Source organism: Pseudobutyrivibrio xylanivorans (genome assembly GCF_010906925.1).
Lineage (GTDB): Bacteria > Bacillota > Clostridia > Lachnospirales > Lachnospiraceae > Pseudobutyrivibrio.
Genome location: NZ_VTVE01000003.1, coordinates 289,117 through 315,340, shown reverse-complemented (window position 1 = coordinate 315,340; position 26,224 = coordinate 289,117). Strand labels below are relative to the sequence as shown.

The 26,224-nt window shown below is 37.9% G+C and carries 26 protein-coding genes; all 26 read right to left on the bottom strand.

The features are described from left to right. Positions 1 to 34: 34 nt before the first annotated feature. The 26 genes from F0Q01_RS10760 to rfbG all read right to left on the bottom strand — a co-directional run bounded on the left by F0Q01_RS10760 (position 35) and on the right by rfbG (position 26,221). Positions 35 to 2,677, bottom strand: a complete 2,643-nt coding sequence (locus tag F0Q01_RS10760; protein WP_090488823.1) for an Mbeg1-like protein — start codon at positions 2,675 to 2,677, stop codon at positions 35 to 37. A 19-nt stretch (positions 2,678 to 2,696) separates the two neighbouring features. After that, positions 2,697 to 3,350 (bottom strand): hypothetical protein, encoded by a 654-nt coding sequence (locus F0Q01_RS10755; RefSeq protein WP_090488821.1) that lies wholly within the window; start codon positions 3,348 to 3,350, stop codon positions 2,697 to 2,699. A gap of 16 nt (positions 3,351 to 3,366) precedes the next feature. Next, positions 3,367 to 4,296 (bottom strand): hypothetical protein, encoded by a 930-nt coding sequence (locus F0Q01_RS10750; protein ID WP_143096658.1) that lies wholly within the window; start codon positions 4,294 to 4,296, stop codon positions 3,367 to 3,369. 29 nt (positions 4,297 to 4,325) lie between these two features. Continuing rightward, positions 4,326 to 5,234: a hypothetical protein gene (locus F0Q01_RS10745; protein WP_090488817.1), complete on the bottom strand. Its 909-nt coding sequence runs from the start codon at positions 5,232 to 5,234 to the stop codon at positions 4,326 to 4,328. Positions 5,235 to 5,692: 458 nt separating this feature from the next. Then, on the bottom strand, positions 5,693 to 6,211 hold the full coding sequence (locus F0Q01_RS10740; protein ID WP_090488815.1) for a GtrA family protein: 519 nt from the start codon (positions 6,209 to 6,211) through the stop codon (positions 5,693 to 5,695). Positions 6,212 to 6,340: 129 nt separating this feature from the next. Then, positions 6,341 to 6,841 (bottom strand): pyridoxamine 5'-phosphate oxidase family protein, encoded by a 501-nt coding sequence (locus F0Q01_RS10735; RefSeq protein ID WP_090488813.1) that lies wholly within the window; start codon positions 6,839 to 6,841, stop codon positions 6,341 to 6,343. 27 nt (positions 6,842 to 6,868) lie between these two features. Next, positions 6,869 to 7,486, bottom strand: a complete 618-nt coding sequence (locus F0Q01_RS10730; protein WP_090488811.1) for a superoxide dismutase — start codon at positions 7,484 to 7,486, stop codon at positions 6,869 to 6,871. Between the two features lie 78 nt (positions 7,487 to 7,564). Continuing rightward, on the bottom strand, positions 7,565 to 8,059 hold the full coding sequence (locus tag F0Q01_RS10725; protein ID WP_090488809.1) for a hypothetical protein: 495 nt from the start codon (positions 8,057 to 8,059) through the stop codon (positions 7,565 to 7,567). 15 nt (positions 8,060 to 8,074) lie between these two features. Continuing rightward, positions 8,075 to 9,397, bottom strand: a complete 1,323-nt coding sequence (locus F0Q01_RS10720; protein WP_090488807.1) for a sensor histidine kinase — start codon at positions 9,395 to 9,397, stop codon at positions 8,075 to 8,077. Between the two features lie 14 nt (positions 9,398 to 9,411). Continuing rightward, a complete protein-coding gene (locus tag F0Q01_RS10715; protein ID WP_090488805.1) occupies positions 9,412 to 10,080 on the bottom strand; it encodes a response regulator in 669 nt (222 codons plus the stop codon). Between the two features lie 18 nt (positions 10,081 to 10,098). After that, entirely contained in the window at positions 10,099 to 11,118 is a 1,020-nt protein-coding gene (locus F0Q01_RS10710; protein ID WP_090488803.1) for a Na/Pi cotransporter family protein, read from the bottom strand. Between the two features lie 164 nt (positions 11,119 to 11,282). Next, the gene (locus tag F0Q01_RS10705; RefSeq protein WP_090488801.1) at positions 11,283 to 12,077 is read right to left on the bottom strand and encodes a hypothetical protein; all 795 of its coding nucleotides are present in this window, start codon (positions 12,075 to 12,077) and stop codon (positions 11,283 to 11,285) included. A 550-nt stretch (positions 12,078 to 12,627) separates the two neighbouring features. Then, a complete protein-coding gene (locus tag F0Q01_RS10700; protein WP_090488800.1) occupies positions 12,628 to 13,863 on the bottom strand; it encodes a cation:proton antiporter in 1,236 nt (411 codons plus the stop codon). A 66-nt stretch (positions 13,864 to 13,929) separates the two neighbouring features. After that, complete coding sequence (bsh, locus tag F0Q01_RS10695) at positions 13,930 to 14,904, bottom strand: choloylglycine hydrolase (RefSeq protein ID WP_090488798.1); 975 nt, start codon at positions 14,902 to 14,904, stop codon at positions 13,930 to 13,932. A 33-nt stretch (positions 14,905 to 14,937) separates the two neighbouring features. Next, positions 14,938 to 15,372: a type II toxin-antitoxin system HicB family antitoxin gene (locus tag F0Q01_RS10690; RefSeq protein ID WP_090488797.1), complete on the bottom strand. Its 435-nt coding sequence runs from the start codon at positions 15,370 to 15,372 to the stop codon at positions 14,938 to 14,940. A gap of 46 nt (positions 15,373 to 15,418) precedes the next feature. Further along, a complete protein-coding gene (locus F0Q01_RS10685) occupies positions 15,419 to 15,589 on the bottom strand; it encodes a type II toxin-antitoxin system HicA family toxin (RefSeq protein WP_090151030.1) in 171 nt (56 codons plus the stop codon). Between the two features lie 170 nt (positions 15,590 to 15,759). After that, complete coding sequence (locus F0Q01_RS10680) at positions 15,760 to 16,104, bottom strand: helix-turn-helix domain-containing protein (RefSeq protein ID WP_090488795.1); 345 nt, start codon at positions 16,102 to 16,104, stop codon at positions 15,760 to 15,762. Positions 16,105 to 16,167: 63 nt separating this feature from the next. Continuing rightward, positions 16,168 to 16,494, bottom strand: a complete 327-nt coding sequence (locus tag F0Q01_RS10675) for a type II toxin-antitoxin system RelE/ParE family toxin (RefSeq protein ID WP_090488794.1) — start codon at positions 16,492 to 16,494, stop codon at positions 16,168 to 16,170. 6 nt (positions 16,495 to 16,500) lie between these two features. Continuing rightward, the gene (locus F0Q01_RS10670) at positions 16,501 to 16,755 is read right to left on the bottom strand and encodes a prevent-host-death protein (protein WP_090488793.1); all 255 of its coding nucleotides are present in this window, start codon (positions 16,753 to 16,755) and stop codon (positions 16,501 to 16,503) included. Positions 16,756 to 16,983: 228 nt separating this feature from the next. After that, complete coding sequence (locus F0Q01_RS10665; RefSeq protein WP_090488792.1) at positions 16,984 to 17,826, bottom strand: sugar transferase; 843 nt, start codon at positions 17,824 to 17,826, stop codon at positions 16,984 to 16,986. Between the two features lie 307 nt (positions 17,827 to 18,133). Next, on the bottom strand, positions 18,134 to 18,748 hold the full coding sequence (locus tag F0Q01_RS10660) for an RloB family protein (protein WP_090488790.1): 615 nt from the start codon (positions 18,746 to 18,748) through the stop codon (positions 18,134 to 18,136). After that, a complete protein-coding gene (locus F0Q01_RS10655) occupies positions 18,748 to 20,010 on the bottom strand; it encodes an AAA family ATPase (RefSeq protein ID WP_090488788.1) in 1,263 nt (420 codons plus the stop codon). The genes F0Q01_RS10660 and F0Q01_RS10655 overlap by 1 nt, the downstream gene beginning before the upstream one ends. Positions 20,011 to 20,119: 109 nt before the next feature. Next, positions 20,120 to 20,374: a hypothetical protein gene (locus tag F0Q01_RS10650; RefSeq protein ID WP_090488786.1), complete on the bottom strand. Its 255-nt coding sequence runs from the start codon at positions 20,372 to 20,374 to the stop codon at positions 20,120 to 20,122. After that, positions 20,367 to 23,999 (bottom strand): hypothetical protein, encoded by a 3,633-nt coding sequence (locus F0Q01_RS10645; RefSeq protein WP_090488784.1) that lies wholly within the window; start codon positions 23,997 to 23,999, stop codon positions 20,367 to 20,369. Before F0Q01_RS10645 ends, F0Q01_RS10650 begins: the two co-directional genes overlap by 8 nt. A gap of 84 nt (positions 24,000 to 24,083) precedes the next feature. Further along, positions 24,084 to 24,905 (bottom strand): hypothetical protein, encoded by an 822-nt coding sequence (locus F0Q01_RS10640; protein WP_090488782.1) that lies wholly within the window; start codon positions 24,903 to 24,905, stop codon positions 24,084 to 24,086. Positions 24,906 to 25,090: 185 nt separating this feature from the next. Next, positions 25,091 to 26,221, bottom strand: coding sequence for a CDP-glucose 4,6-dehydratase (gene rfbG / locus F0Q01_RS10635; protein ID WP_090488781.1), 1,131 nt, complete (start codon positions 26,219 to 26,221; stop codon positions 25,091 to 25,093). Between the last annotated feature and the right edge of the window lie 3 nt (positions 26,222 to 26,224).

Sequence of the window (26,224 nt, the reverse complement as noted above, 5' to 3'; positions counted from 1 at the left end):
AAATTAATATTAACTATAATTCTTTCGTTTAATATTAGCAGTGCGCTGCCATTCTTCTTGTGGCCTGCATCTGATTATCTGCCTCAGGCATGATAATAGATTTATATTCCGTACTAGTAAAGTTATATGGTGTATAGTTTGAATCAAATGGAAGAACATTCTGTATTCCAGCAGCAGGAAGAATACCAGTTTCTATACCGCCCTGTCCCTCAAGGAATTTTTGTAAAGCACCAGATATTCTTTCATTCATGTCACCCATTGTATTTTCTTTACCGTCCAAATATGATTGAAAATCGATAGGATGAGATTGATGCCAATTTTCTGCTATTTCGCTAAGGCTAAGCTGATTCTCTTGTTCAGATAATGCACCGAACAATGCAGCGATGTCGCCGATTAAAGCAATATCTCCACCCTCACTACTCAAAACACCTGCAATATCTTCTTTTGATACAGGTCGTTTCATTTCCATAGCAAGCGGATCTACATCCAAAATTTTCTTAGCATCCAATGGAACTACATAAGGGTCCTCAGCGTGGCTACCTGCATTGTATGAAGGAGCAATAGTAGAACCCTCAACCTGGCCATTGATAATAACTGGATTAATGATAACAATATTGCCCTCTGCTGATAATCCGCTAAGTACATCTTCCATAGTCTGACCAGTTGGGTATGAATACTGGTCTTCTACCTCATTAAGCGCATGAGATTCTTTTGCAGCATTTACTGCTTCTGCCGCCTTCTTAGCAGCTTCCGCTGCAGCTGCACCGACAACGCCGGCTGTAGCAGCTCCTGCAGAAGCAACTGCTCCAGCTACAGCACCAGCAGCAGCTCCAGAAATACCTTTTTCTTCCTGACTCTGGCCCTGTGCTGCTTCAGTTGTACTCTGGCCGTTTGACTGCTCTACTGATGGAGCTGGAGTATTTTCCGCCGTCTCCTTTGTTGCAGGTGTCTTGCCAAATATTTTTTCTCCAATAAATGAGCCAACATCACTAAATGCTTCTTTTACTCCATTGAAAACATCTTTAGCTCCGTTGAAAACATCTTTAGCTTTATCAACTGTGTTAGATATAAAATCGCCGCCAAACTTTGTAATAGCACCCGCAGCATCTCCTCCGATTTCAGCTATTCCGCCTAATACATCGCCTGCTGTTTCTGCTATTCCACCAAGAGCCTGGCCGCCAATTTCAGTAACACCGCCAAGAATATCTCCACCAATTCTTACGGCACCACCTAATAAATCTCCCAGTTCATCAAATGGTCCACCAATTGATTCTCCTGTTTCTTCAAGCCAGTCTCCAATAGAATCGCTTCCTTCGTTGATTTTTGAGCTGAGGTTTTCACCACCCTCATCTATTTTATCACCGATTTTTTCACCGATTTCATCTATCTTCTCTCCGAGACCTGCGCCCAAATCTTCAAGACCTACTCCAATTACTTCTGATGCTCCATCTATCATCTCTGGTGCTCCTTCTAATCCGCCTTCATTATATCCAACCAAGAATTTCAAACCTCCATCTATAAGGTTATCCTTGTTTTTTACATAATGGCATATTGTCTGTACCTTCTCAGCCATCTCCTGATCTGGAAAGAAAGTTGTAACGAAGTTATCAAAATCCTGTTCGTTAAGATTGTTAGCCTTGCCGTAATCCATGACCATTCCCTTAACCTTAGAAAGAGTTTCTGGATTAGAAACAAGATAATTAAGAGCTTTTCCATAATCACCTTGGCCACAAGCATATCCTGTTAGATTCCCTAAGAAGCTGGCCGCTTCCTGTAAATCTTCTTTGGAATAATTGTCCATAATAAATGTTGTAAATCCATTTATATGTTTAATACTCTCATTTTCTTCAGCCCCAACGAATTGAGGTTCTCCAGATGCAGATGTAATAATTCCATTTTCATCTGTTTGGAAGAATGAGTTTGGACTGTGGTATTCTGCTCCACTACTCATTCCAAAGCCCTGGAAGAATTGCCAATTAATATCTGGAATTGGCTTCATTAAACCATGGACGAAATCAGTACTGATTGCACAGTTTGTAATCTTGCCACTTCTCTCAGCAATTCGATCAGCATAGTACTCATGGAATTCATTCGAAAATCCCTGACCATCAAATGCAACACACTGAGAAATCTTGTCATCCTCAGCAGCAATTGTTACATACATTGCTTTATTACCGCCCTTTGAATGGCCAGTTACAATCATATCATCAAACTGCTGTGCACACTCATTGTAGAATCTCAACGCATCCTGCTGAAGCGGAGTCTCTGTCTGAGTTAATCCTAAGGTATTGTCGTACCACTCCTCGTATCCACTTGTACCTTTATATGTGATAATTCCCTGACCAGTTGCAGGGTTCTCATAACAAACATTAAGATTAGCTGTACCTGCAACAGTAGCCTCCGACTTAACGACCTCAAGATTCATTAATTCTGGATTAGCTTTGAGTTTTTCAATTATATCTGCCCACTCATTACCACTTTGCAATGCGCCTTCTATAACTGTGTCGCCTTGATCTCTTAGGTTTTTAATTGCATCCTCATCAAAGACTTCCAATACCTCTTCGAGCGTATCACCTTTGTCCATAGGAAGAAGATCCATATCGATTCCAGCTGCATCTAAGACATTTTTATCGATATATGTTACTTGTTCTAGTAATGCTAAATTTTCATCTGTCATTTTTTCACCTCACTCCCTTCTACTTGCTTGCGCTAGCCAATGCAGAGTATCTACCCAATGTATTGTCTGAATTCATAATCTGCTCGTAGTTGTGCTGAGCCATAGATTCAGTTGTGCCAGGTGCGACACAATACATGAGAATCTTGTATACTCCTTCCTCATTGCTTAGTCTTGATGCCACCTTGTCAAAGAGTTCTTTTGAAGCGTTGTCATAGGCTGTTTCAATTACTACAACAACTGTAGATGCTTTAACTGTGCCATCGTTTGAAACTCCAAGGAGTTTGGTGAATAGCTTATAATTGTTATCATTTAATAAGTCAGAGACTTTATCTTGCATTTTTTTGCGGAAAACTGGGAATGCAAGTACCCAACCATATGTGTCTTCAAGTCCATCTTTTGTACGATTTACAAGACATTTCTGTGTCTCAGGATCATCGCCTACAGCGTAAGCCAAAAGGGATTCTTCATCGTGATAAGTACGATTTGCCTTTTTGTAGCCTGCATAGACAAAAGTCTTGCCATACTTCTGCTCTAAAAATTGGAGCATTTCTTCGATTGACTCGATAGATTCCTGAATGCTCATGTCAAGCTGATCCCACTGCTGTGGTAAATCTTTTGACTTGAGAATATCCTTTTGTCTTACAGTCAATTCTTTAGTAAGTAACTCACTCATTTTTCACATTTCCTTTCTAAAGTGTCATCGGTCCACTCATCATATAACCCAGATATGGATTAGTCGTGACATTGGTTCCAAATCTAATTATTTCCTTGACCTCTTCAGCGGTCAGAATGGACTGAAATTTATATAACAGTTTGGAAGCTGTGCTAGGGTTGATGTATTTTTTACCATCATCTTTCTGAAGAACATATTTAGCACATTTTTCATCTCTAGCTGCAAGGCGCAAAACTCGCTCATCAGATAAATATTTATAGAATGGTAAATATCCATCTTTGCAGTCAGATGCCCAAAAATTAAAAACAATTTTTAACAGAGGATGAATAGTCGCTAATTTTGAAAGTAACTCTTCATCGATAAGAACATTCTCTGCGTCTACTTTGTTAATAATCAGGTCCTCAAATCCATCTTCATATCTTGATTCTAGGCGATTGTATTCATCCTCATCATCAAGATCATTGATGGTTGAGAATTTAACCATCTTCCCATTTGTACCGTAGTAGCTTTTCTCACCATTTTTATTTACAGCTGTTGACACAAGGTGGTCATAGTCAGTCTGCTTGCTTCTGGCGTAAAGCTGTCGGCCGGTAGGTAATACAAATTTTGTAATATATGCTTCAAATGGAGATGAGCCGTCGAATGGTCTTCTTTCCTTAACTCGTCGATAGGCCTCCATACAATAGAACAGCAAAGCGTCGATTTCGTCACGACTAAAAGTATTGTATAGATTAACATTATCGCGAATTCGGGCAGCGGCCACATTTGCACAAGTAAAATAAACAGTTGCCTCAACTTCGTCATACATTTTCATAACTTGTTCATTAGCTACTTCAACATCACTAATTCCAATAGCGCTATATGCTACATTGGAATTATCGAACCCAATTCCCCTGCTTGTTGATTTTTCTGCATATTCTCCCATCACTGTTATAACCTTTCTCAATTACAATCGATTAATCTATCATAATGGCATTATGCAAATGTGCTCTCCAAATCCTCTCTCGCACATACATATCTACCTTCGTCAGTATCGAGAAATGCATATTTACTTCTTCCAGTCACTAACTTCACGCCTTCAGCATTTGATACTGTCATCAATAAAAACTTCTCGGCAATCTTACCTTTGTTCTCCTCAACAAAATCCTTAATAGATGATGCTGTCAGGAACATGATTGGCACTCCCTCGTATTTGATAAGAGATTGTGCTTCATCGTCTGTAACAAGTACACTGAGTGTCTTTTTACCAACCAATTCTTTGAGCTTGTCTAAGCCCACAATGTACTGAGACCAAACTTTGTTTGTTGCCTCTACGATTTCCCAACCGTATACAACCTGGCCATCAATAGAAAAAATTGTCGCGTCGGCAGGTGGATTAACTATCCATCTTTCAATTGAGTGGGCTGCGACTCCAGTTTCCTGAAGCTCATTAGCATCCTCTACATTTGTAAAAAATGATGCTGTAACCTGGATGTCGCCAACAGGATTGGCAATGGCCTTTCCCTGAGAATTAAGACCTACATATAGGCATCCGTCATCGTTGTAAATACTAGCGATTTTGTTTACTACGTCCTGTCTCTTTTCGTAGAGCTCCTCAGCTGGTGCATATAATCCGGAATTTACAATCTCAAATCCACGATAGTTGTTGTCAAACATCTTGTTGATATAGGATAGGTTAGGCACATCGTATGGTCTAGTTGCAAAATTGTAATCCCCCTCAGGAATTTCCTTTTTCATGTCCTCGATAAATGCATTAGCCTCTTCATCATTGAGTGCTGCAAAAAAAGCACAGTCAGAATTTCTTACAACCGAGTCATTAACTGTAACGATTTTAAAGGTCATGCCAGTTAATTCACTCAAGTCCTCCTTTGTTAATTTTTCCATCTTTTTCACCTCATTATTCTTCTATATTTTATAAAGTGCCTTATTGACCACTTTATTCCTTTTGCTAATAATTGCTCTAGTGCGCTTCTTTGATTGTAACAATTCAGCAATTAGTTGTACATATAATATTCACTTATGCATAACAATTTGTTCATAAATGATAATTCTATGTATTCTCGTTTATAACAATTACCTAGCAAAATCCGACTCCCCGGTTCTATTAAGTATTTAAACCCGTTTGTATGAGTACCATATTGCTACTATGCGATTTCTATTCTAATATTTCCCTATTACTAAGTCAACACTTTTTAATTAGAAAGTAGTAAAAAAATAATATTTTTATTTTGCATATAAAAAAACCCTCTGGGGGCACCGAACCATGTTGCTGGTCAAGTACCGCCAGAAGGCTGAATTATTATTAGTATTTAATTTAGGACTTGTATTTCCACTGAAATGGATTATTTCGATTTAAATGCCCAAAACTTGTTAATAAGGAAATTAATTGGAACACTTACTAATAGATTAATAAGAGGTGCCACGAATTTGGACAAGCCAATCACATCAATCCATAGATAGAGTAAAAGTGTATTTAAAAAGATTCCTGTAAATGAGTATGAAACATAAGTCTTCAAAAGGGTGCGTAGTAGATTTCTCTGCTGGCCATCCTCTAATACGAACACAAGCTTGTTGTTCCAGTAGAAGGACCAAAGCACACTGAGAAGAAATGCTATGACATTGGCTATGGAAGCCTGACCACTAGGATTATCAACTAATACTCCCATCTTCTCAAGGACGATTAGAGATATCCAATTGATGGCGAGGGCTAGAAATGTGTTAGTCACACCAACGATGCCAAACTTAACGAACTGAAGCATAGCCTCGTGTACCCCATCTGTGTACTCCTTGTGCATTATTTTGAAAACTAATCCAAAAATCTTTCTAACAATTATATCTAATAAATCAAATGCTTTATTCATTTTAATACCTGATTCCTAATTCATCATTTTTCTATACTGGGCAATCATCTGATGGAATGTCAGAATAGCCCTCTAGGATTATAAGGTATAGACGCATTTTTATCAATAAGCGAATTCCGCTAGATTCCGCTAGCTCTCAGTCATGGCTGCAGGAAGTGGGCGATGCTTTGCCGAAAGTTCATCCACATCGATACGCATGACGCTAACGATAGAAACCATCCTCTCATCAAACTGGAAATGGTCGTGGCCAGTCTGAGTTTTCATGATAGCCTGAAGTGCACGGTCCTTCTCAGCAGGGTCATCTATGAGATGAATCTGGCCTGTGCCCATAACACACTCATAGGCCACACCGTACTGGCATGCCATCTTACCCTCGAATGGTGTGATATTGCACTCCATTGTGAAACAGCAATCAGAATTCTTTTTAATGATGTCTAGCTTGCGACCAGTGTTAGCACCGTGAAGGTAGACAATCAAATGCCCGTCTGCATCGTCATGGTCTATGCCGTAATTCATTGGCACCACGTATGGCTTACCGTCATCCACTAGACCTAGATGCAAATACTTGCATGTGTCTAGGATGCGGTTGATTTCATTTGTATCTGTGATTTCTCGTTCTCGTCTGGTCATGGGTCCCCCTTTTGCAGATCAATTCTATTAGCCTACAATCTCCTCATATCTAGCACTTACCTTTGCCCAATCAAGCACCTCAAAAAATGCCTTGATATAGTCTGGGCGGAGATTCTTGTATTTTAAGTAGTAAGCATGCTCCCACACATCAAGGGCTACCAGAGGAATCATACCTGTGCCCTCAGAAATTGGGTTGTCCTGATTGGCTGTCTTAGAAACTGTGAGCTTGCCTGACTTGTCAGTAGAAAGCCAAGCCCAACCAGAACCAAACTGTGTAGTGGCTGCTGTGGTAAGCTGCTCCTTAAGAGCATCAAGTCCTCCGAATGTATCGTCAATAGCCTGAGCCAGCTTGCCTGTAGGCGCCTTAGCTGGGCTAGGTGAAAACATTTCAAAATAAAGATTGTGATTGTAGAAGCCGCCGCCCTGATTCTTAAGGCCCTGGCGAAGTGTAGCGTCGCCAACCTTATCAAGGGATGCAAGCAACTCCTCTGCAGATAAATCTGCCATGCCTGCCTTCTCAGCTAACTCGTTGAAAGTCTTGGTGTATGTAGCATGGTGCTTGCCATGGTGTGTCTCCACTGTGAGCTGGTCAATATATGGCTCTAGGGCATTTGTTGCATATGGTAATTTAATCTGTTCAAACATAGTAAAACCCTCCTTTAATTGTGTTAAATAATATTGGTTTGATTGTAGCACGGATTAGGGGCAGTTGCAAACATTTAATTAAATAGCGGAATGAACTACACTCCCGTGCTCCACCTTGGTCCCAGCAGCCACAACAGCTCTGGCCGTAACCACTGCGTTGCATCCAATCTGGCAAAAGTCTCCTACTGTGCTGTCATGATTAAGCACAGCGCCTGCATTAATAAGGCATGACTGGCCAATGGTGCATGCTCTGTACACTACGCAGCCTGGCTCTACAATGGAGCCAGCTCCGATAGCTGCATCTCCACTCACATAGGCTCTAGGATGAATGATAATAGCAAGCTTAAAATCAGCTGACAGCATCTCCACACATTTCTTTCTCACCTGGGGATTGCCCATGGCTACGATGAATTCCTCGTATTCTCCTACGAACTTTTTGTAGTCTGCAATTTTACCGATGGCAAGCTGGCTGTTATCATCTAGAAAATCAGCATCGTCATATCCAACCTCAAGCGCCAAGTCCTTTACAAGACGGCCGTACTCGCCGGCGCCAATTATAAGTAGTTTCTTCATGGTGTGTTCCCTTTTCTAAAATACAATAGTTATGGTTGTTCCTTTATCAAGTTCACTTTCTAACTGGATTGTTCCATCGTGCAACTCCACTATGTGTTTTACAATGGAAAGACCTAGGCCTGTGCCACCGCTGGCTTTGGAGCGGCTTTTATCCACTCTGTAGAATCTTTCGAAGACCCTCTCAAAATCCTGGCTTGGGATTCCAATTCCATCGTCCTCAACAGATAGAATCTTTCTTCCATTAGCCTCCTGAACTTTTACCCACACGTGTCCACCAGGGTTGTTATAGCGGATAGAGTTTTCCACAAGATTATCTATTAGTTCCACTAGTAGATCTTTGCGTCCAAGAAAGTATGTGGGCTCCCCTTCCAATTCTAGCAAAATGTCTTTTGCATTTGCATTTATTTTTAAAACCTCTATCTCTTCTTTTGCCAGCTCGTACAAATCCACTTTTTCAAATTTATCCTGCAGCTCATGGGCATCTAGATTTGAAAGAGCTATTATGTCATCTATTAATTTGAGTAAACGATTTGCATTTTTCTCGATTTCTCCTGCGAAATGCTGTAGTCGCTCTGTCTCTATTTCGTTGGTCTGAATAAGCTGTGCATATCCAGAAATTGCCGTTAGTGGAGTCTTTAGCTCATGGCTGGCATTGGTTGAGAAATCCTGAATTCTCTTGGCGGATTCTAAGACTTTGTCGTGTTGCTTTCTAATCTCGCTAACAAATGGATACAACTCCGGATATGGCGCCTCCACATCATCATCCAAATTCTCAGCCACATTTATGATTGGCGCCACAAGGCTTTGGGTGAGAAGCTTCGAGAGGATGGTTCCTATAATAGAAACAATGATGATGATGGACATGCAATAGGGAATCGCCGATATTATCACAGTCCAAAGGCTGTCCACTTCCTTTGAAATCCTAAGTATACGGCCGTCGTCTAGGACGATTGCATAGTAATAATCCACTCGATCAATAGTATCGGATTTACGTATTTCCTCTCCCCAGCTATTTTTCATAGCCTCCGCTATCTCAGGACGGTCAAGGTGATTGTTCATTGATGATGCAGGTGTGGTGTTATCAAAAAGTACCTTGCCATCGGTGTCCACTAGGGTAACACGAAGCTTTTCTTCTTCTAGTTTCGGATTGGCCTCAAATGCAGCAATATCTGCATTTTGAAATACCCCTGTATCCCTGAGAATTTGAGCAGTCACCTGGAGATCCTCGTGAACCTGCTTTTCAAAAAGCGCATAATATGCCATAGCCCCACAGCTTGTTGCTAGCAAGGCCACAAGAATAATCATAAATACAAATCTAAGATAAATCTTTCGTGCCATAACACCTCCATATGTCACTCAAACTTGTAACCTACATTTCGTACAGTGAGAATCCTGTCTCCGTAATTACGTAGTTTTGTTCGCAGGGATTTAATATGCATGTCTAAGGTGCGGGATTCTAGCTCATAATCCATGCCCCAGATTTTATCCATTATCTGAGCACGTTTGAGAACCAGCCCTCTATTCATTAACAAATATTTCAATAACTCATATTCTTTGAATGTAAGCTCAACTGGAGAATCCCCAAGGCTTACTGTATGTTTACCTTCGTCTAATACTAATTCGTCTATGCGAATTATTTGCTTGCCGTCAGAACTAGTGCGGCGCAACAGAGCCTTCACCCTAGAGGTAAGCTCAACTACAGAGAATGGCTTTTTAATGTAATCATCTGCACCGATTTCTAGGCCTCTAGCCAAATCCAGCTCAGTAGTTTTGGCAGTAACCATAATTACTGGAATGCTCTGAGTTATTTCGCTTGCACGAATATTTGTCAAAATATCATTACCATTCTCATCGGGCAGCATAATGTCTAGCAAAACCAAGTCCGGTAATTTTCTCTCAAGAGAGGCAAAAAAGCTTGCAGCATCAGAAAAGCTGTTCACTGAAAACCCAGCATTCTCAAGGGCAAACTCCTCTATTTCTCTGATATTCTCATCGTCCTCTACTATATAAATTAAAGCCATACTATCTCCTTTAGATAATCAAACTTTCATGCCTGCCCGCAGGTCGGTCACGTGAGTATAATCGTCTTTTATGGTTTTCTCTGCTAGGGTCACTACCCGGTTAGCGAATGGGTAGAGAACCACTGTGCAGCCAATATTGAAAATGCTATGGATTATAGCCACTGATACTGGGCTTGCTGCTTGGTACAAAAAATCAAAATAAAAAAACATGTTGGCCGTATAAAAAGTTCCTACAAAAACAATAGTTCCAATCAGGTTGAAATACAAATGTATCATGGAAGCTCGCTTTGCATTTTTGCTAGCCCCTACCGATGACAGCAGAGCTGTGGCACAAGTTCCAATATTTTGCCCCAAAACTATCGGTATAGCCGCCGCAAAAGTGACTGTACCCGAAAGGCAAAGAGCTTGAAGTATTCCAACTGATGCTGAGGAGCTTTGGATAACTGCTGTAAAAATCATTCCCACAACTATTCCAAAAATCGGATTGGACACTGCCATTAATATAGAAGCAAAAGTGTCACTTTCTGCCAATGGTACCATGGATTTTGACATAGTCTCCATGCCATACATTAGGATTCCAAACCCTAGGCAAATGCTTCCGGCGTGAGTTTTCTTAATATTCTCACGGGCTGTCATTAGCAATATAATGCCGATCATTGCCACGATTGGAGCAAAGGATGATGGCTTTAACATTCTCACCCAGAAGGATTCGCTTTGGATTCCAGTCATGGAGAATATCCATGAGGTCATGGTGGTGCCTATATTTGCCCCCATTATAACACCAACCGCCTGTCTGAGGCTCATTATTCCTGAATTTACAAAACCTACAACCATTACCGTGGTGGCTGAGGAAGACTGAATTATAGCGGTGATGGCCGCACCTAAAATTACCGCGTGAGATGTCCTGCCAGTGAGTCTGGCCAGTATTTTCTCAAGGCGATTTGAGGCCAGTTTCTCTAGGCCTTCACCCATTAGGCGCATGCCGTACAAAAACAGGGCCAGCCCGCCTAATAATGATATTATCGAAAATGCATCCATATTTTCTCTCCTTATGTCTCATCTAACTATCCCGTAGGTCATGGCCTGGGCATAGAATGCAAGTACCAATACAAAAAACCTACTACCTTTCATAATCGTTACAGACTCATGGTAGTAGGTAAATGTAAAGTCTATGTAAATTTTTTGTGAGAAATTTGGATGAATTAATCATTAGGTTTAATCATCAGGCTCTCGGCGATTTTGGATTTCTTGGAGAATTTTAGTGTGGTGTAGCCAATAATGCTAAAAACTACGGCGCCTACTAAATTTACAAGAAGATCCTTCATAGTATCGATGATGCCGATATCCAGGTACCCACCAGGAATTGTATAGGCGTTACCGTCGGCGGTATTTACAACTGTGTCAGTTATATTTCCAATGAAAAATGGCATCCCAGAATTGTTTGGATCAAGGGTAACTGAGCCAATGTTTTGCACTATGAAATCCTTTTGCATGTCCAGATAGAAAAAGTAGTCCATGGTGAATTCAAAAAACTCCCACAGAACACCTACTGTCATAGAAAAGCAAAAAGCCACTAGCGTCAGATAGAATGGGGACAAATTAATATTCTCACTGCCACGATTGAGCAAGTAAATCAGTGAGAATCCAATGGCGGCGCACAAGAATCCATTCATTGTGTGGAGCATCGTGTCCCAGCCAGGAATCAGCACGTAGTAATGATTTACCTCACCTAATATTTCTGCGGCATAGATGAACCCAAATATGATACCCTGAAAAACTGCGGGAATCTCTATTTTCATTTTTTGCTGCAAAAATGCAGGCATCAAAAATAGTAACAACGACAAAATGCAGATGGCCGCACTTTCATAATTTCTTGTGAGAATGCACCTGATGAGTGTCAGGATTACAAGTGCTCGCAAGATTAGGTAAAAGATAAAAGTGCGCCTGTTCTTTTTATAGTCGTTTATTAGAGAATTTTTGTAGTCAAGTATTTTCATTTTGCCCCCCTGTGTGGTAACTCATTAATATATTGTCCCCACACATTTCGCGCTGACATTTTGTACCACATATAAATAACAAAAAAGCTGAGCACCTCTGCCCAGCTAATCCTTAGTACCTGCAAGTACTAGGCATGTTTATTAACTTCATATTAGTTTATTAGATTGTCATTTGCAACATCTTTTGGGGAGCTTGAAATTTTATAATTATCTATTCTATCGTAAAAATAATGGCCTATGCATAGACGAGTATCATAATAACTCCTTTCTTTTGTAAAGCTTACACTTCGTAAATGCGAATAACCATGTGATGATTGTGGCAATTTGTTTCTTCTAATTCTTCCTCCTCTCTTTTCTATAAAAATGTAGGCCAAACAAATTATATCGACAGCCTACCATTAACATGATAAAACCTACTGCCAAAAATATTATTGTCATAATCATCATGGTGCTATGGTAGTAGGTGAATGTAAAGTCGATGTAAATATTTTGTGGAATTTTTATGATTTAATTCCCTTTCAAATAAAGCTATATGGTCACGATATTCCTCTCAGATTTTTTGGATTTTCTCGTATACTTTTCTCATTGTGAGCCCCTGTACTACTGTGGTGAAAAAGACTATTCCGTAAGTTCCACCCAGAATAATCCGGTATGAATCATCAGACATAAATGAATTGGTACTCATAGCAAGGGCAATACAAAGTCCACCTTTAAGTCCAGCCCATGTGAGGAGCTTGCTAAAATTTAGCCTGCTATATCCATCAGGCATTTCTTTGAAGAAAAGCGTGGTGATACCCACCGATGAAAATCGTCCTATGAAATTGCATATAATTGCCACTGCAGAAAGAGCCATAACTATAGGCATGGTCAACACTTTTATGAAGGATAATCCCAACATCACATAAAGAACTGAATTAAGGAAATCATCTAACACGCCCCAAAAGCCATTGAAAATCTGGCTATCAACACTACTGGTGCTAAAATGAGAATACATGATTCCGCATACTACAGACGCAATAGCACCTGAAAAATCGAAATGCTCACACAATAAATATGCCGTTGATACAGCAAGCAGACTTGAAAAAATTTGCCTATTATTATTTTTAGTATGTGCAAAAACAAAAAGGCATATTGCAGAAACCACTATACCAACTAATGCGGCTCCCAGCACCTCACGGCACATGACAATAAGTACGCTTTCATTTTCAGAAGCTTTAACCATACCTGAGAAGCACACAAATAGCGCCACACCGACGCCATCATTAAACAATGATTCACTTTCTATTAAGAATGATGTGTCTTTTGGCAAACCGAATTTCTTAAGGATACTGGTAGCCGCGATAGGATCCGTAGGGGCTACGATTGCTCCGAACATGAGACATCCCGCCAGGGAGAAAGATAGTGACAATAATTTTCCTGCTAGGAAAAATGCCACTCCGTAGATAACTGCACCAAGTAAGGTGCATAAAAAAGAAAGCAACGCAACAGGACGTGCCAAGCGTCCAAAGTCTCTAAGCTTCATGTGACAGCTGCCTGCAAACAACATGAAGCACAAGACGCAATCCATCAAATAATCTTCCAAATCAAATCTCTGAATATCATCCAATATAAGCTGCACGTCTGCGTTTGCAAAAAAGCATCTATATAACAACAAAATTCCGCCTACTGCAATCGAAAACAACATCAGCGCAATTTCATCAGTGAGCCCTGTAATCTTCTCATTAAAGAATCCAAGCCCCACCACAAGTAACATAATCACCACAAAATAAGGCAAAAATGTAGTCATAGTCGTCCCCCATAATTACATTATATTTCATCCCCTGTTTATATTGGTAATTATAACACATAGATATTAACTCTCATAAAAAATATTCTCCCCATGTCTCAGGGGATATGTGCTTAATATATTTCCGTCCAAGTTCGTTTTATGCATATCAATAGCTGTAATCTGGTGATTCTCGTAGGTGTTGTAATAATAAATACCTTTATCAAGGTTGCAGCATGAGGTATATATCGTAATTTCGTATTTGTCTTCGCCTAGGTGTACGCAGCCCCGCTGCTGGTCCACCGACCCGAGAATATGAAAGAATTGGCTGACGCTTTCAAGCTCCGATTCTCCCGAAATCGAATTCATTCTAGTAAAAGCTGCCTTTACAAATCTAGAGGTAGATGATAAATCTCCAGGTAAACCAATGGCACCCATCCCTCGGCTGTATTGCTGTAGTGGAATATTTGACGCAAATGTATTCTGAGCTGGCTCAGTAGAAAGAGACATGTATTTATTCAGTTCAAATAACTGTATATCGAATGTTGGATTGTTAGTCATAACGCCCACTGGATTATCGTATATACGTAGGCCCTCTTCGGTCTGTTCTACAACTATGGACCCCGTCTTGTCTGAAATCATCCAATGCAGTGGCGATAATGGTAACTGCTCACTGAAATTTTCATTTAAAAGATTAATCTTTTCTACTAGTGCCCTAGCCTCATCTAAGGAAGCCGCCTGACCTAGTATCCATGGAATAAATTCAAATGGAGTAATGTTGTCTTTCTCTGATTCTAACTCCTTGTATACTGCATTGGTAGGGAAATTGAGACCAGCCATCCCCACACCCTTTTCATTGATGGCATCATAATAAAGCGGATAATCGTCCACCACAAAAGCCATTCCTATCAGCGCATAATGACTATCCAAATCATCGGCATGTCTAATAGGGAATTTGTAGCCCCTAGGCATGACAGTAACAGTTTCATTGTAAGAAAACTCTAAGTCTAAGTTTCTCCCAAAGTAATGATCTCTGCTGTAGTATGTTGCTGCAGTACACATAGGCCCCCTCCTTTTTCCGATGTAATATCTCTTTTATTTACCGACATTGTAATTAAGATTCAAAAGTCTTGCTATGGCATCTTGTAAAACTTTAGAATAATTCAATCCCACCTTATCTGCCTCAACAGTCATCCAGTAGGGAACAGTACAATTTTTTCTAACAGCTCTATTATCCATCTGCCTGCGATATTCTGTAAAATCAACATCAATCATCGTTAAAATTCCATCAGAAAAATCCATTACCTCTTTATCTTTTTTTGCTTTTTCCATCGCCATTTTATAATCGGAAGGTTTTGGGAATTCTTTGCCCTCATCCTCATATGTAATTCCTAAAACACCTATCATATCCCTTCCCATGCTAATGGCATCTTCCAAGCTTTCTCCTGATGTGCAATTATCCCAGTCTGGAACATAAACAAGAAAATCTTTCCCGACTTGCTTAATAAATGTTGGATATGCACCTTTCATAGTCGTCCCTCCTATTAAATCTACAGCAAATAAAAAAACACAGGCTCTATAGCCCCGCCTCTTTTAAAATTTTCTTAGCTAGTATCTCATTAATCTCCCTATGTCTAGGAATTGCAATTGTGATATCACCATTTGAATAAACATCATGATTACCACCATGCCTCACAAAGTAAAATCCAGCATTTTCAAGAGTTTTAAGTAATATTTGTAATTTCATTTTTGTTACTTCTTAAAAATGCATATTATATTACATATATTATTATACGCATATAATACGCATAGTCAATACTCTCCCAATTGATTACTCATGAATTTATGCATCCGTCTTTAGAAAAAAAACAATATATATCCTATTTTACGGATTGCTCTTCAAAAATATATGCGCCCCTATAAATCAAGAAGCGCTTTTGCGTATCCCATTATTCTCTCACGTTGCTTTGGCTCCATACTATTATAAGCAACCATCAACTCGCCCAATTCCGATTGTTTATCTATTACGTAATAATTAGTCTTTTTCCCTCTGTTTCCATCTTCCTCAATACCAGAAAGAAGCCACTCTGGTGTTATGTTAAGTACCTTACATATAATCATGATCTTATCTGTGCCTGGATTTGTCTTTTTCTTTCGCCAATCACTAATTGTACTCTGTGGAATGCCTGTCTTTTCAGAAAAGTCCTTTTGAGATATCTTCCTCTCATCTAAAATCTGAAGTATACGCTCACTTGCTGTCATACTACCACTCCTTGTTAGAATAATCTGATATAAAGTGCACCGTTTATACTAGACAAACTGTTATCAGTCTCCCCAATACTCTACACTCTCTTGCGTCCTTAAATTTACTCCGAACATCGCATTTAAGAAATCTTCCCGTTCATTAAATACTTCTGTAATATATATTAACTTTTTATTTTTATCTATTCTGTAAAAAATATAGTGTTTTAAAATATGCAAGCACCTATATGGATTAGGAATTCCGATATAGTCTTCTACTAGTGCTCCTTTTTTCGGCATTACAGATAATTCTTGAATTGATGATCTAATCTTTTGATATGTTTTACAGCCATATACAGTCTTTATATCTTTTAATTTATCAACTGCATCTGGTGAATACTTTATTTTCATTAACAATTACTCTCCAATCAATTCATCTAAGTCATCATCATCTATCCATCCCTCTGATGAGGCTCTTTCTTCTGCCTTCTTAAGATGTGAAAACAACGAGTACGCTGCGCGATATTTATCCAATTCGTCTATTTCCTCCATTTTAAGGATTGCATACTCTCCCCTACCATTTCTTGTTAAATAAACCCTACTTGTATTATCTACTTCATTTAAAACTTCAGTGTAATTTCTTAAATCTGATATAGGCTTTATATTTGGCATACCGAACACCTCCTTTTTTCTAATTGTAAAACCCATGCTGCAAATTTGCAAGTGAATTTACAGCATTAGGCGGAACGTATTTCGGATACGCTATTTTCTCTTCTCGTTTTTAAATAAATCCTATTTTACGTATTCTACTATCTAATAAAATAGGTGTCAACCTTTTGTCTCCACCTATTTTATGATATTTCCAGATTGGATTCAGAAACCAATGTTTCGGTAAAATGATTACTTCCCCATATTCCCAGTGCCGCCCTCGACCACACTGTCATCTCCAGTGAACACTCCAACAGACCCAAAGAAGCACTTCACATCCATGGCAAATCCCAGCCTGCTAACGTACTCCCCATCCAACCTAGCCTTCTCAGAAAGCTCCAGCTCGTCACGGCCATTAATCTGCGCCCAGCCAGTAAGCCCCGGCTTCACATCGTTGGCACCGTATTTGTCACGCTCAGCTGTGAGCACATCTTGATTCCAAAGCCCCGGACGCGGTCCCACAACACTCATATTCCCAATAAATATATCCCATATCTGAGGCAGCTCATCCAAAGAATGGGCTCTAATAAACTTTCCAGCCTTTGTAATGTACTGCTCAGGATTCTCAAGCATATGTGTAGGCCTGTCATGTGGAGTAGACATCTTCATAGATCTAAACTTGTGCAGCTTAAAGTATCTCTTATTCTTACCAAGGCGCTTCTGGGTAAAAAGTATAGGCCCCGGGTCATCTATCAAAATCCAAATGCTCACAAAAAGATAAACTGGACTAAGCACTATCAAACCACCAAGACTCAACACTATGTCAATTAGCCTCTTAACTACTACCTCATAAAAAGATTCCTTATGTCTGACAACGCCCGCTTCCTTGCCTGCTATCTCTAGATGCCCACACACTCCATCGGCATTGGCCCCATCACTGTCATCTTCTATAAACACAACAGCCTGCCCCTCCAATGGATTGCGCTGCGCCCTATCAAATGCATATATACTAAATGGCTTATCTATCAAGCCAAGTACGCCAAGCACTATCCCTATACATAAAACTATTTTTAAAATCAATAAAATTACACTCATAAAATTCTCCGCCACAAAAATAAAAGCCACGGCCCAAGCCGCAGCTTTATTATACACTATATACCTAGTTGTTACACACTTATTATGGGACCATCCCTATCCGGCCGCTCCGCGGCCAGGCTGCCCGACTCCACAGCCTCTCGCTGACGCGAGCGAGGAAGGATTGTAATCGGCTTCGCCGATGGGGTAATCTAGAACCTTAACATCCAGTTTTATATATTAATTACCTATCTTAATAAATTCTATTACTAGATTTTCCCCTCTAGTTTGCAATATAAGATTGAGGACTTTTTATTCCATTTTCTATCTAAAATAACAATTCCACTATATTCCCAACATCTGTTCTCGGATTACATTCACTATCCGGCCAATTCTTACCTTCAAAAAACTTCTCCAATTTTCGTGAATTAATAAGCGCCTTTTCAACCTTTTCTTCCAACACAGGGTATACATCGATGGTTTTATCATATTTTGGAATTTCTTTTCTCAAATCGCTTATCACAGCCTTCCCGCTCGTATAACTTTTAGTTGTATACTTATAATGCAACAAAAACCATATCTCAAATGTTGGGTTTGATACAATAAAAACTATTCCTGGATTCTTATTTTCTTTTATTAACGCAATAACTTTATCAGCTTTTCGCTTATCATTATCTATATCCATTACAATGAAAGCTCTATCACCTGATTTATAGTTAAAACCATCCTTTCTCCATCTTTGAGATACTGTTTTGTACAAAGATTTCGCATCTGTGTTGCTACCTGCCTTAACAAAGGTTATTGCATAATCTGTTCCTTGCTTTTTATAATGCGAAAAGTATAACGTTTCTGTCTTATTTTTACCTTCTGTAATAATCAAATATGCCTTTTTTTGCTGACGTCTTTTTACGCCCCTAGTTTTTAAGTCAATATCCCTAGCCATTAAAACTCCTCCCCTCGAATATATGGTATTGCTCCATATCGGCCTAAAAGATATCCCTTCTCAATGTTGTCTGTCTTACGAACAGAGAATTCATCCAACGAATATAAATCTGATATTCCTGTTACATTGTCTTTCTCTGTAAAATACACCTGATCTCTTCGAAATGTCTCTAAAGATAGTAATGACGTGTCATGGGTCGTAAAAATAAGTTGAGCACCATTCCTATTAATATCTTTATCTCTAAACATATTTACAATATGTCTTACAATAAAAGTATGTAAACTTTTATCAATTTCATCAATAAATATCGTTGTTCCATTCTCAAATGCATCCTTTAAAAATGGCCCCAATACAAACAATTGATTTGTACCCAACGATTCCTCTGCTAACGCAAGTTGATGCGATATTTTTTCTTCACCAATTATATGCTCGGTAAAGACTTCAAATTGTTCAATAAATCCCTGTTGCCCTGGAGTAATGGGCTGACCATTGATTTGAATTCCAGGAAATAAGTTTTCTCCAGGATAACCTAAAGGTGTTTTCTTAATTTTTATATCAATTTTAGATATATTAATGTCTGCCTGTTTTAACAATTCTTCTGTAAACTTTAAATACTCCTCTTTCTTATCCCCCTTATACAATCCTAGCGAAATATTAGTTAACGCTTGCGCATCAGTAAATGTCACAATTTTCTCAGTCAACCAACTAAATGGAATTTTCGTACTCTCAGTGTTCCAATTTGTTGCTGTAGCCAAAAACAATTTATTAGGTGAATTAAAACGTACTAATGGTTCTAATATTGTCTTTTGTGATTTGAATGTATACTCATCATTTTCATTACGCTCGAATATTAAAGTAGGTTTATGCGTTTTATACAAATACAGATATTCTTCGTGAACTCGTCTTTGCGAAGCAGAAAATCCATATACATATCTATTTCCATCATCCGCTACAAAAATAAATTCAAACTTTGATGGCTGCATCATAGTTTTTTCATCAAATTTAAACGGCATCACACCTATAGGTTGATTGACCTGCAATAAATTTGAATTTCTAATAAATATAGTTGCAATTGTCATCGCTTTATATAAGCTGGTCTTTCCCGATGCATTTGCACCATATATAGCTATAGAATTTGTTGCTTGATATCCGTTTATATTATTGACATTCTCCTGGTGCTCTCTATCTTTCGATGGGCTTAATGACAAGACTGCCCGTTCTTTAAAAGACATAAAGTTTTCAACAGAAAATTGAATAAGCATATACTCATACCTTCCTTCCAAGTATGAGTATATGCTTATTTTCATATTTAGTCAAATATAGTTGGCTATTTTGCATATTTTTTGCAAATTTACATTTTATACCCATGCATCAATAATATAAAGTTCGCGATAGCGGTCGAAACACCTGTAATGTAACGTACTTCCCCAGCAGTGAGTCAAAGAAACACTTCGAATCCATACCAAAACCAAGTTTGTCCATATACTCGCCATCCAGCCTATCCTTCTCGGAAATCTCCTTCATCTTCAAGCTGTGCTCAAGACCGATGGCATAACCAATACCACTATATAGTTTTTGAGGATCATCTCTATAATCTTCGCACATAACACAGTTTTTATCATTCATTTCGTTTACGCGTATACCATCCTTTTAATCCTGCGTCGATTAACTTATCATAACAATTTGCATATACAGAGTCATCCATGAGCAATTCTGGATTATTAATAACTTTTTTCACATAAAATCGAGCTGCATCCTTATCTGCAAAACCTTTAATCTGACGGAAATAATCTATTAATATCTTATCATCATATTTTCCAATTACATATTCCATCAATTCTTTTGTTTGATCCCCATATGCATAATTAATAATCCTTTCACCAGCGTTTACATATTCCCCCTGTTTAATTAGTTCATTTACAAATTCCGTATTTAAACGCATTATCTTTTGTGTAGGGATACGTCCACTCCTATGAAAAACCAATATATATGTTTTCCACAGCACATCCCTTTTATCTTCTTCTATTCTAAATACACCATCACCACGAACCTTTGAAGAAACATACGACTCATAATATTTATTTTCATATAACTTATCATTTATTTCTTTACTATAAACATAAGATTTTTGGAATTTTAAAATGTTATTTAACTGGACATCATTAATACTTTTTAATCCATTTACATAGTTTAAATATAATTCTTCATTGCTTTCATCGAATTCATCACTAATATCTCGTTCCAATTCAACCACTGGACTCTTTGTGAAATTTAGGAATTTAATTTTTTCGTCAAATGATTTATCTACAGCAAATAATTCTATTATATTTTTGTTTAATTCATTCTTCCTTTTATTACTCATAGATGAATACGAAAACTTGTCCATCTTTAAACCATAAAATAAATCATAAGCCTCCTTCGTTGGTAAAGAAATAATAAATTGTATTATCTCGTATGTTTCTGTCGTATTCCTCCTACAATTACTAAAGTATTCAGGCAAATACTCAACACATTCATTGATATTCTTCTGTTTCTTAAGTAATTCTATTGCATATCTATAATCCCGGATTTGCATCAGTTCTTCTTTACTTAGGCCATCCTCATTATCAAATATCGCATCATAATCAGGATCATTTATATTTTGATTAAGAACATCTTTTCTAATTTCTCTATATGCAGTTAATGCATTTTCTCTCAAATATTCTATATTATTTAAAATACTTTCTTTAATGCGTGTATCTCTATAATTTATATTTCTATCATCTCTTAACGTTTCACCAATTAAGTAGTCCAATATATAATTATTTTCTAAAAGAATGTTTCCCAATTCTTTGGAAATTTCTTTATTCCATTCAATATCACTAAATAGCTGAAGAGAGCTTTCATCAATTTGATTACACAACTCTAATGCACCCACAAAATCGCTTTTTTCTACTGTCCCTTCATCTAATCCTTCTTCATAATAAACGTTAAGCATTTCCGCGAATATTTTATATTTCCCCAGCCATTCTAGAATCATATTTTGAACTTCAGAAATTCCTATTTTTTCTATGAGTTGCTTATAAAATAATACTGTCTCTTCGTATGCTATTTCTGAATCACATATTCTGTTGTGCAACAATGTAACAGATGCATTATCTACACTAATTGAGTCGTTATCAAAATTTATCAATCCTATAGTAATTTCAGGGGTATTTATTATATTTATTTCATCTACAGAAATTAGCGGATTATCACCAAAATACATATTACTGAAATTCATTATTTCACTTGTAAACAAATCGCATATATATTTTCTAATCTCAAATAAAACATTTTTATCAGCAATAGATGATAACAGGCTTTTTTCAACAAAACTTAAATATTCCTGTCGTTTTTCTGCCTCAATATTGTACTCTAATACATTTCGTATGAATTCTTTCGTGCTTATAATATTATTCATATCATATGGTTGATTACAAATCAGTTCTTCAAAATCATTTTTATATAACTCATCAGCAACTTTCAAACTCTTTTGATGTTGAACTATAAAAAAAGGCAAACCTATCCCTAACTTAACCCTTTTATCATAAGCATCTATTATAACCTTTTCATCTACGTTCAAAATCATTCTTTCATAATCAGCTGAATCAAACTGAACTTCACCATATACTATGCTACTATATACTTTCATTTCATCAGAAGTATACTTCTTACTCTCTTTAGGCATATTATAGAAATAACATCTGTAATTTAAATCTATCAGCTTTCTTTCCACAAGAGTTTTTATTTGATTGATAAATTGTTGGCTAACTTTAAGGTGCGTTAAGTAGTTTTCTCTTTTACAGAGATAATCATCTAGAACATTTTGCATATCGCCGTCAGATAATGCGTAATAATCACTTTCGAACTCCGTTTTAAGATATACAACTACTGCACACTTTTGAAAAATATCATCATCTTCATCCGCTAATTCAAGTCGCTTAATTCTCTTATACATTATCAACGATTGATTTAAACGATTTTTCATTTCACGTATATCAACATTTTGTCCATAAATTATCCACTGAAGACCATTTATTGAATCCATTGTTATGGCCTCATCTGAATTAACCAACCCTATATTCTTAAGGTCCGTTTTTATATCATTCATAATCGAACACAATATTGCTTCTCGATTATCCACTGATATTTGAGGTAATTTTATAATATAATCAAAGGCTTTCGTGTAAAAGCTATTGAGCTCTTTTTTATCTACTTCCGGCCCACCTTCGTCTCCTTCTTCCTCATCTCTTTCATCATGTTCGTTATATCCTTCTGATGCAGATTCCTTTAGTAGTACTTCAGGTTTTATACAAATGATGAATGTAACCCTGTTATGGTGTAATCTTTCTATCAAACTTCTTTCAAGAAAATAATATCTTCTTATTTCCCTTATAAAGCTTTTTATAGTCTCTTTATTATTATCTCTATCCAAATCTTCAACAACAAAAATATAATGCCTGAAAAAACACTTGCGATAAAATTCTTCCCGAAAAATATCTATAAGAACGGCTTCATCCACTTGACGCTTTCCTTGAGAACTTTTTGATGAAAACACAAAATCCCCCGTCATCAACGCAATAAATAATAGTGTTAATCCCGCCACGATTAAACATGGCTGAATTTCATCAACTGTTTTATCTACAAAAATTGTCACATATTTTTCAAAGATTTCTTTGAATACACCTGTCAACCATCCCAATAATAACAATATATATCCTGCCCAACATATAGTTCCATGAAGAAAGCCTGATCCCTTCAGAGATACTATTCCATAATCAGGGCTCAATCTTCTACTGATATATCCCGCTTTAAATGCACCTTTTGCAGATACAGCCTGATATAGAAAAGATTTGTGCAATTCTTTTCTAAATTCAGCCTTAGGCATAGTGTCGGCTTCTTCATTCATAACATGCCAAAGATTGATTGATATTATTCGCTTAAAATAAGAATTTAGCAATCTTTTTAATACACGAAGCTTACAAACATTTCTACTATTTTTATACAGTTCTATAACACTTGATTTACCGTTTCCAAAATCAGACTCAATTGCAATTATTTCTGCGCCATTCTCTATTGCACAATCAATCGATTTTACATAATTATCAAAATCTACTGCATCATATTTTGGATCATTTATTGGTTTATTAAGAATAGATATGGAACCCTTGTTGCTTTTATTATGAAATACTGACTTTGCTTTTTTTGAAAATTTACTTATTATATCCATAATCCCCCCACTCATTAACTATAGTATTAAAGTCCTTCATACATTCATTATATCTATTAACTGATTATCGTACCAATTATTCTTTTATAAATACTCCAACAGCTTCCTTCCAAACAACGTCACATGAAATCTATCAATATTAAATGGAGAGTTAGTCCCCAATTTATTTCTATATTCTAGCTGTAAAACTCCCAAATTACTTAGTTTCACAATTGCTCTCGATAAGTAAGCCCAATCGTACACTAAATCCTTGCCATCTGCCATTAATTGATTATTTAACATCATAGTCATATCCTCGACATTTCTCACATGATTTTCTTTCATGAAATCTTTCCAGAAAATAGTGTACTCTCCATAAATAATGCTTCTATCTCGATATTTTTTTACACCACTGTTTATATCTTCTACATCCTTTATAATCTTCTTTTTCTCCTCTTCAGCCTCCTCATGGCTTCCAGAATAGATAAACTCCTTAACTAAATTCATTAACTGAATATCATTTGAATTGCATTGCTGCAAAATTTCACATATTTCTTCTTCCATATCATGGTTTTGATTAATTAAATAGTCCACTATACATTTAGAATATATTTCTGCTACCTCTGGATATGAAGATGAACAAAAACATCTAATATTATTACGTAAAACGTAGTACGAATGCTCTTCTAACTCATCTATTCTATTTTGAAGAGATTCAAGCATAACATCTCGTCGCTTAATTTCATCCTCAAGCATATTTAATCTTTTTTCTAACTGCTCAGCATCATGACATACAATCAATTCGTTTATAAGACCTGTAATTAACGAAACTCCTGCAAACACTGGATCAACACTTCCAAGTGCCGCTAAAGTCTGTGTAGTAAGCACTAAGGCCGATTTAACCTTATTTCCATTATTCTCATTCACCCAAACAACCTCCCATAAGTCCAAAACGCTCTATCAATGACTCTATTTGACTTCTCAAATTCTTTAAATTCATCAAAAAAAACTTTGTATTCCAAATATTGTTTTGGCACACTATTAAGTGATAAATCACTCAAAATTATAGGCAGCCATTCTCATGACTGCCTATTAAATATCATATGTACAAATTACGCAAGGAACTCCCCAATCTGCTTATCCATAACCGCACCAACATCTCCACCAGTGAGGTAAGCCACAGACCACTCTACAATCTTTTCCATTGTAGTCTCCACATTCCATACTGGACTCCAGCCGAATGTACTCTTGAGCTTGCTGCAGTCAAGCTTGAGGAAATTGGCCTCGTGTGGGCCCCCGTCATGCTTATTCACCCAGCTAGCTTTGTTAAGAGTCGCAGCGGCATTTCCAGCTCCAGCGGCACTTGCCCTCTGGTCCACAGCCCCATTCCACTTGTCACAGAAAAGCTGAACAAGCTCACCTGTAGTCCAGCAGTCGCTGTCGTTTGGTCCTACATTGTAGCTGCTAGCAAATGACTTGTCCTTGTACTGAGCCTCAGCCACCATCAGGTATGCCATAACTGGCTCAAGCACGTGCTCATAAGGACGTGTAGAATATGGATTTCTCACTACGATTTCCTGTCCAGCTGACACCGCACGGATGCAGTCAGGAATGATTCTGTCATTAGCAAAATCTCCACCGCCGATAACATTACCAGCACGGCAAGTAGAAACCGCAGGCCCCTCTACGCCATAGTTAGCCTGATAGTACTCATCTGTAAAGAAAGAATTCTTGTAGCTGCTAGTCACAAGCTCCGAGCATGACTTGGAATTAGAGTAAGGATCAAATCCATTGAGCTCCTCGTTCTCGCGATACCCCCACTGCCACTCCTTGTTCAGGTAAACCTTGTCAGTGGTAACATTTACAAATGAACGCACGCTAGGTGTACGACGAACAGCCTCGCAAATATTTACAGTACCCATCACATTTGTCTCGTATGTGTAAACTGGGTCCTTGTATGAATCACGCACAATTGGCTGTGCAGCCATGTGAATCACAATCTCAGGCTTAACCGATTCAAAAACTGACAGCAAATGCTCTAGGTCCCTGATGTCTCCCTCCACAGAATTCATCTGAGATGCAAGCCCAAGCATATCAAAAAGGCTAGGCTCAGTTGGTGCAGCCAGCGCATATCCAGTCACCTCAGCTCCCGCATTAATAAGAGCCTTGCACATCCACGAGCCCTTGAAGCCTGTGTGGCCTGTGATTAATATTTTCTTTCCTTTATAAAAATCTAAGTTCATTTT

Coding starts and splice junctions, on each gene's coding strand:
- F0Q01_RS10710 (WP_090488803.1), bottom strand. CDS start 11,118: ATGGATGCATTTTCGATAATATCATTATTAGGCGGGCTGGCCCTGTTT.
- F0Q01_RS10655 (WP_090488788.1), bottom strand. CDS start 20,010: ATGCTTATTCAATTTTCTGTTGAAAACTTTATGTCTTTTAAAGAACGG.
- F0Q01_RS10755 (WP_090488821.1), bottom strand. CDS start 3,350: ATGAGTGAGTTACTTACTAAAGAATTGACTGTAAGACAAAAGGATATT.
- F0Q01_RS10660 (WP_090488790.1), bottom strand. CDS start 18,748: ATGGCTAGGGATATTGACTTAAAAACTAGGGGCGTAAAAAGACGTCAG.
- F0Q01_RS10650 (WP_090488786.1), bottom strand. CDS start 20,374: ATGAATGATAAAAACTGTGTTATGTGCGAAGATTATAGAGATGATCCT.
- F0Q01_RS10705 (WP_090488801.1), bottom strand. CDS start 12,077: ATGAAAATACTTGACTACAAAAATTCTCTAATAAACGACTATAAAAAG.
- F0Q01_RS10740 (WP_090488815.1), bottom strand. CDS start 6,211: ATGAATAAAGCATTTGATTTATTAGATATAATTGTTAGAAAGATTTTT.
- F0Q01_RS10675 (WP_090488794.1), bottom strand. CDS start 16,494: ATGAAAATAAAGTATTCACCAGATGCAGTTGATAAATTAAAAGATATA.
- F0Q01_RS10725 (WP_090488809.1), bottom strand. CDS start 8,059: ATGAAGAAACTACTTATAATTGGCGCCGGCGAGTACGGCCGTCTTGTA.
- F0Q01_RS10760 (WP_090488823.1), bottom strand. CDS start 2,677: ATGACAGATGAAAATTTAGCATTACTAGAACAAGTAACATATATCGAT.
- bsh (WP_090488798.1), bottom strand. CDS start 14,904: ATGTGTACTGCAGCAACATACTACAGCAGAGATCATTACTTTGGGAGA.
- rfbG (WP_090488781.1), bottom strand. CDS start 26,221: ATGAACTTAGATTTTTATAAAGGAAAGAAAATATTAATCACAGGCCAC.
- F0Q01_RS10720 (WP_090488807.1), bottom strand. CDS start 9,397: ATGGCACGAAAGATTTATCTTAGATTTGTATTTATGATTATTCTTGTG.
- F0Q01_RS10730 (WP_090488811.1), bottom strand. CDS start 7,486: ATGTTTGAACAGATTAAATTACCATATGCAACAAATGCCCTAGAGCCA.
- F0Q01_RS10745 (WP_090488817.1), bottom strand. CDS start 5,234: ATGGAAAAATTAACAAAGGAGGACTTGAGTGAATTAACTGGCATGACC.
- F0Q01_RS10735 (WP_090488813.1), bottom strand. CDS start 6,841: ATGACCAGACGAGAACGAGAAATCACAGATACAAATGAAATCAACCGC.
- F0Q01_RS10715 (WP_090488805.1), bottom strand. CDS start 10,080: ATGGCTTTAATTTATATAGTAGAGGACGATGAGAATATCAGAGAAATA.
- F0Q01_RS10680 (WP_090488795.1), bottom strand. CDS start 16,104: ATGACAGCAAGTGAGCGTATACTTCAGATTTTAGATGAGAGGAAGATA.
- F0Q01_RS10670 (WP_090488793.1), bottom strand. CDS start 16,755: ATGCCAAATATAAAGCCTATATCAGATTTAAGAAATTACACTGAAGTT.
- F0Q01_RS10690 (WP_090488797.1), bottom strand. CDS start 15,372: ATGAAAGGTGCATATCCAACATTTATTAAGCAAGTCGGGAAAGATTTT.
- F0Q01_RS10645 (WP_090488784.1), bottom strand. CDS start 23,999: ATGGATATAATAAGTAAATTTTCAAAAAAAGCAAAGTCAGTATTTCAT.
- F0Q01_RS10700 (WP_090488800.1), bottom strand. CDS start 13,863: ATGACTACATTTTTGCCTTATTTTGTGGTGATTATGTTACTTGTGGTG.
- F0Q01_RS10685 (WP_090151030.1), bottom strand. CDS start 15,589: ATGAAATTACAAATATTACTTAAAACTCTTGAAAATGCTGGATTTTAC.
- F0Q01_RS10665 (WP_090488792.1), bottom strand. CDS start 17,826: ATGAGTGTAATTTTATTGATTTTAAAAATAGTTTTATGTATAGGGATA.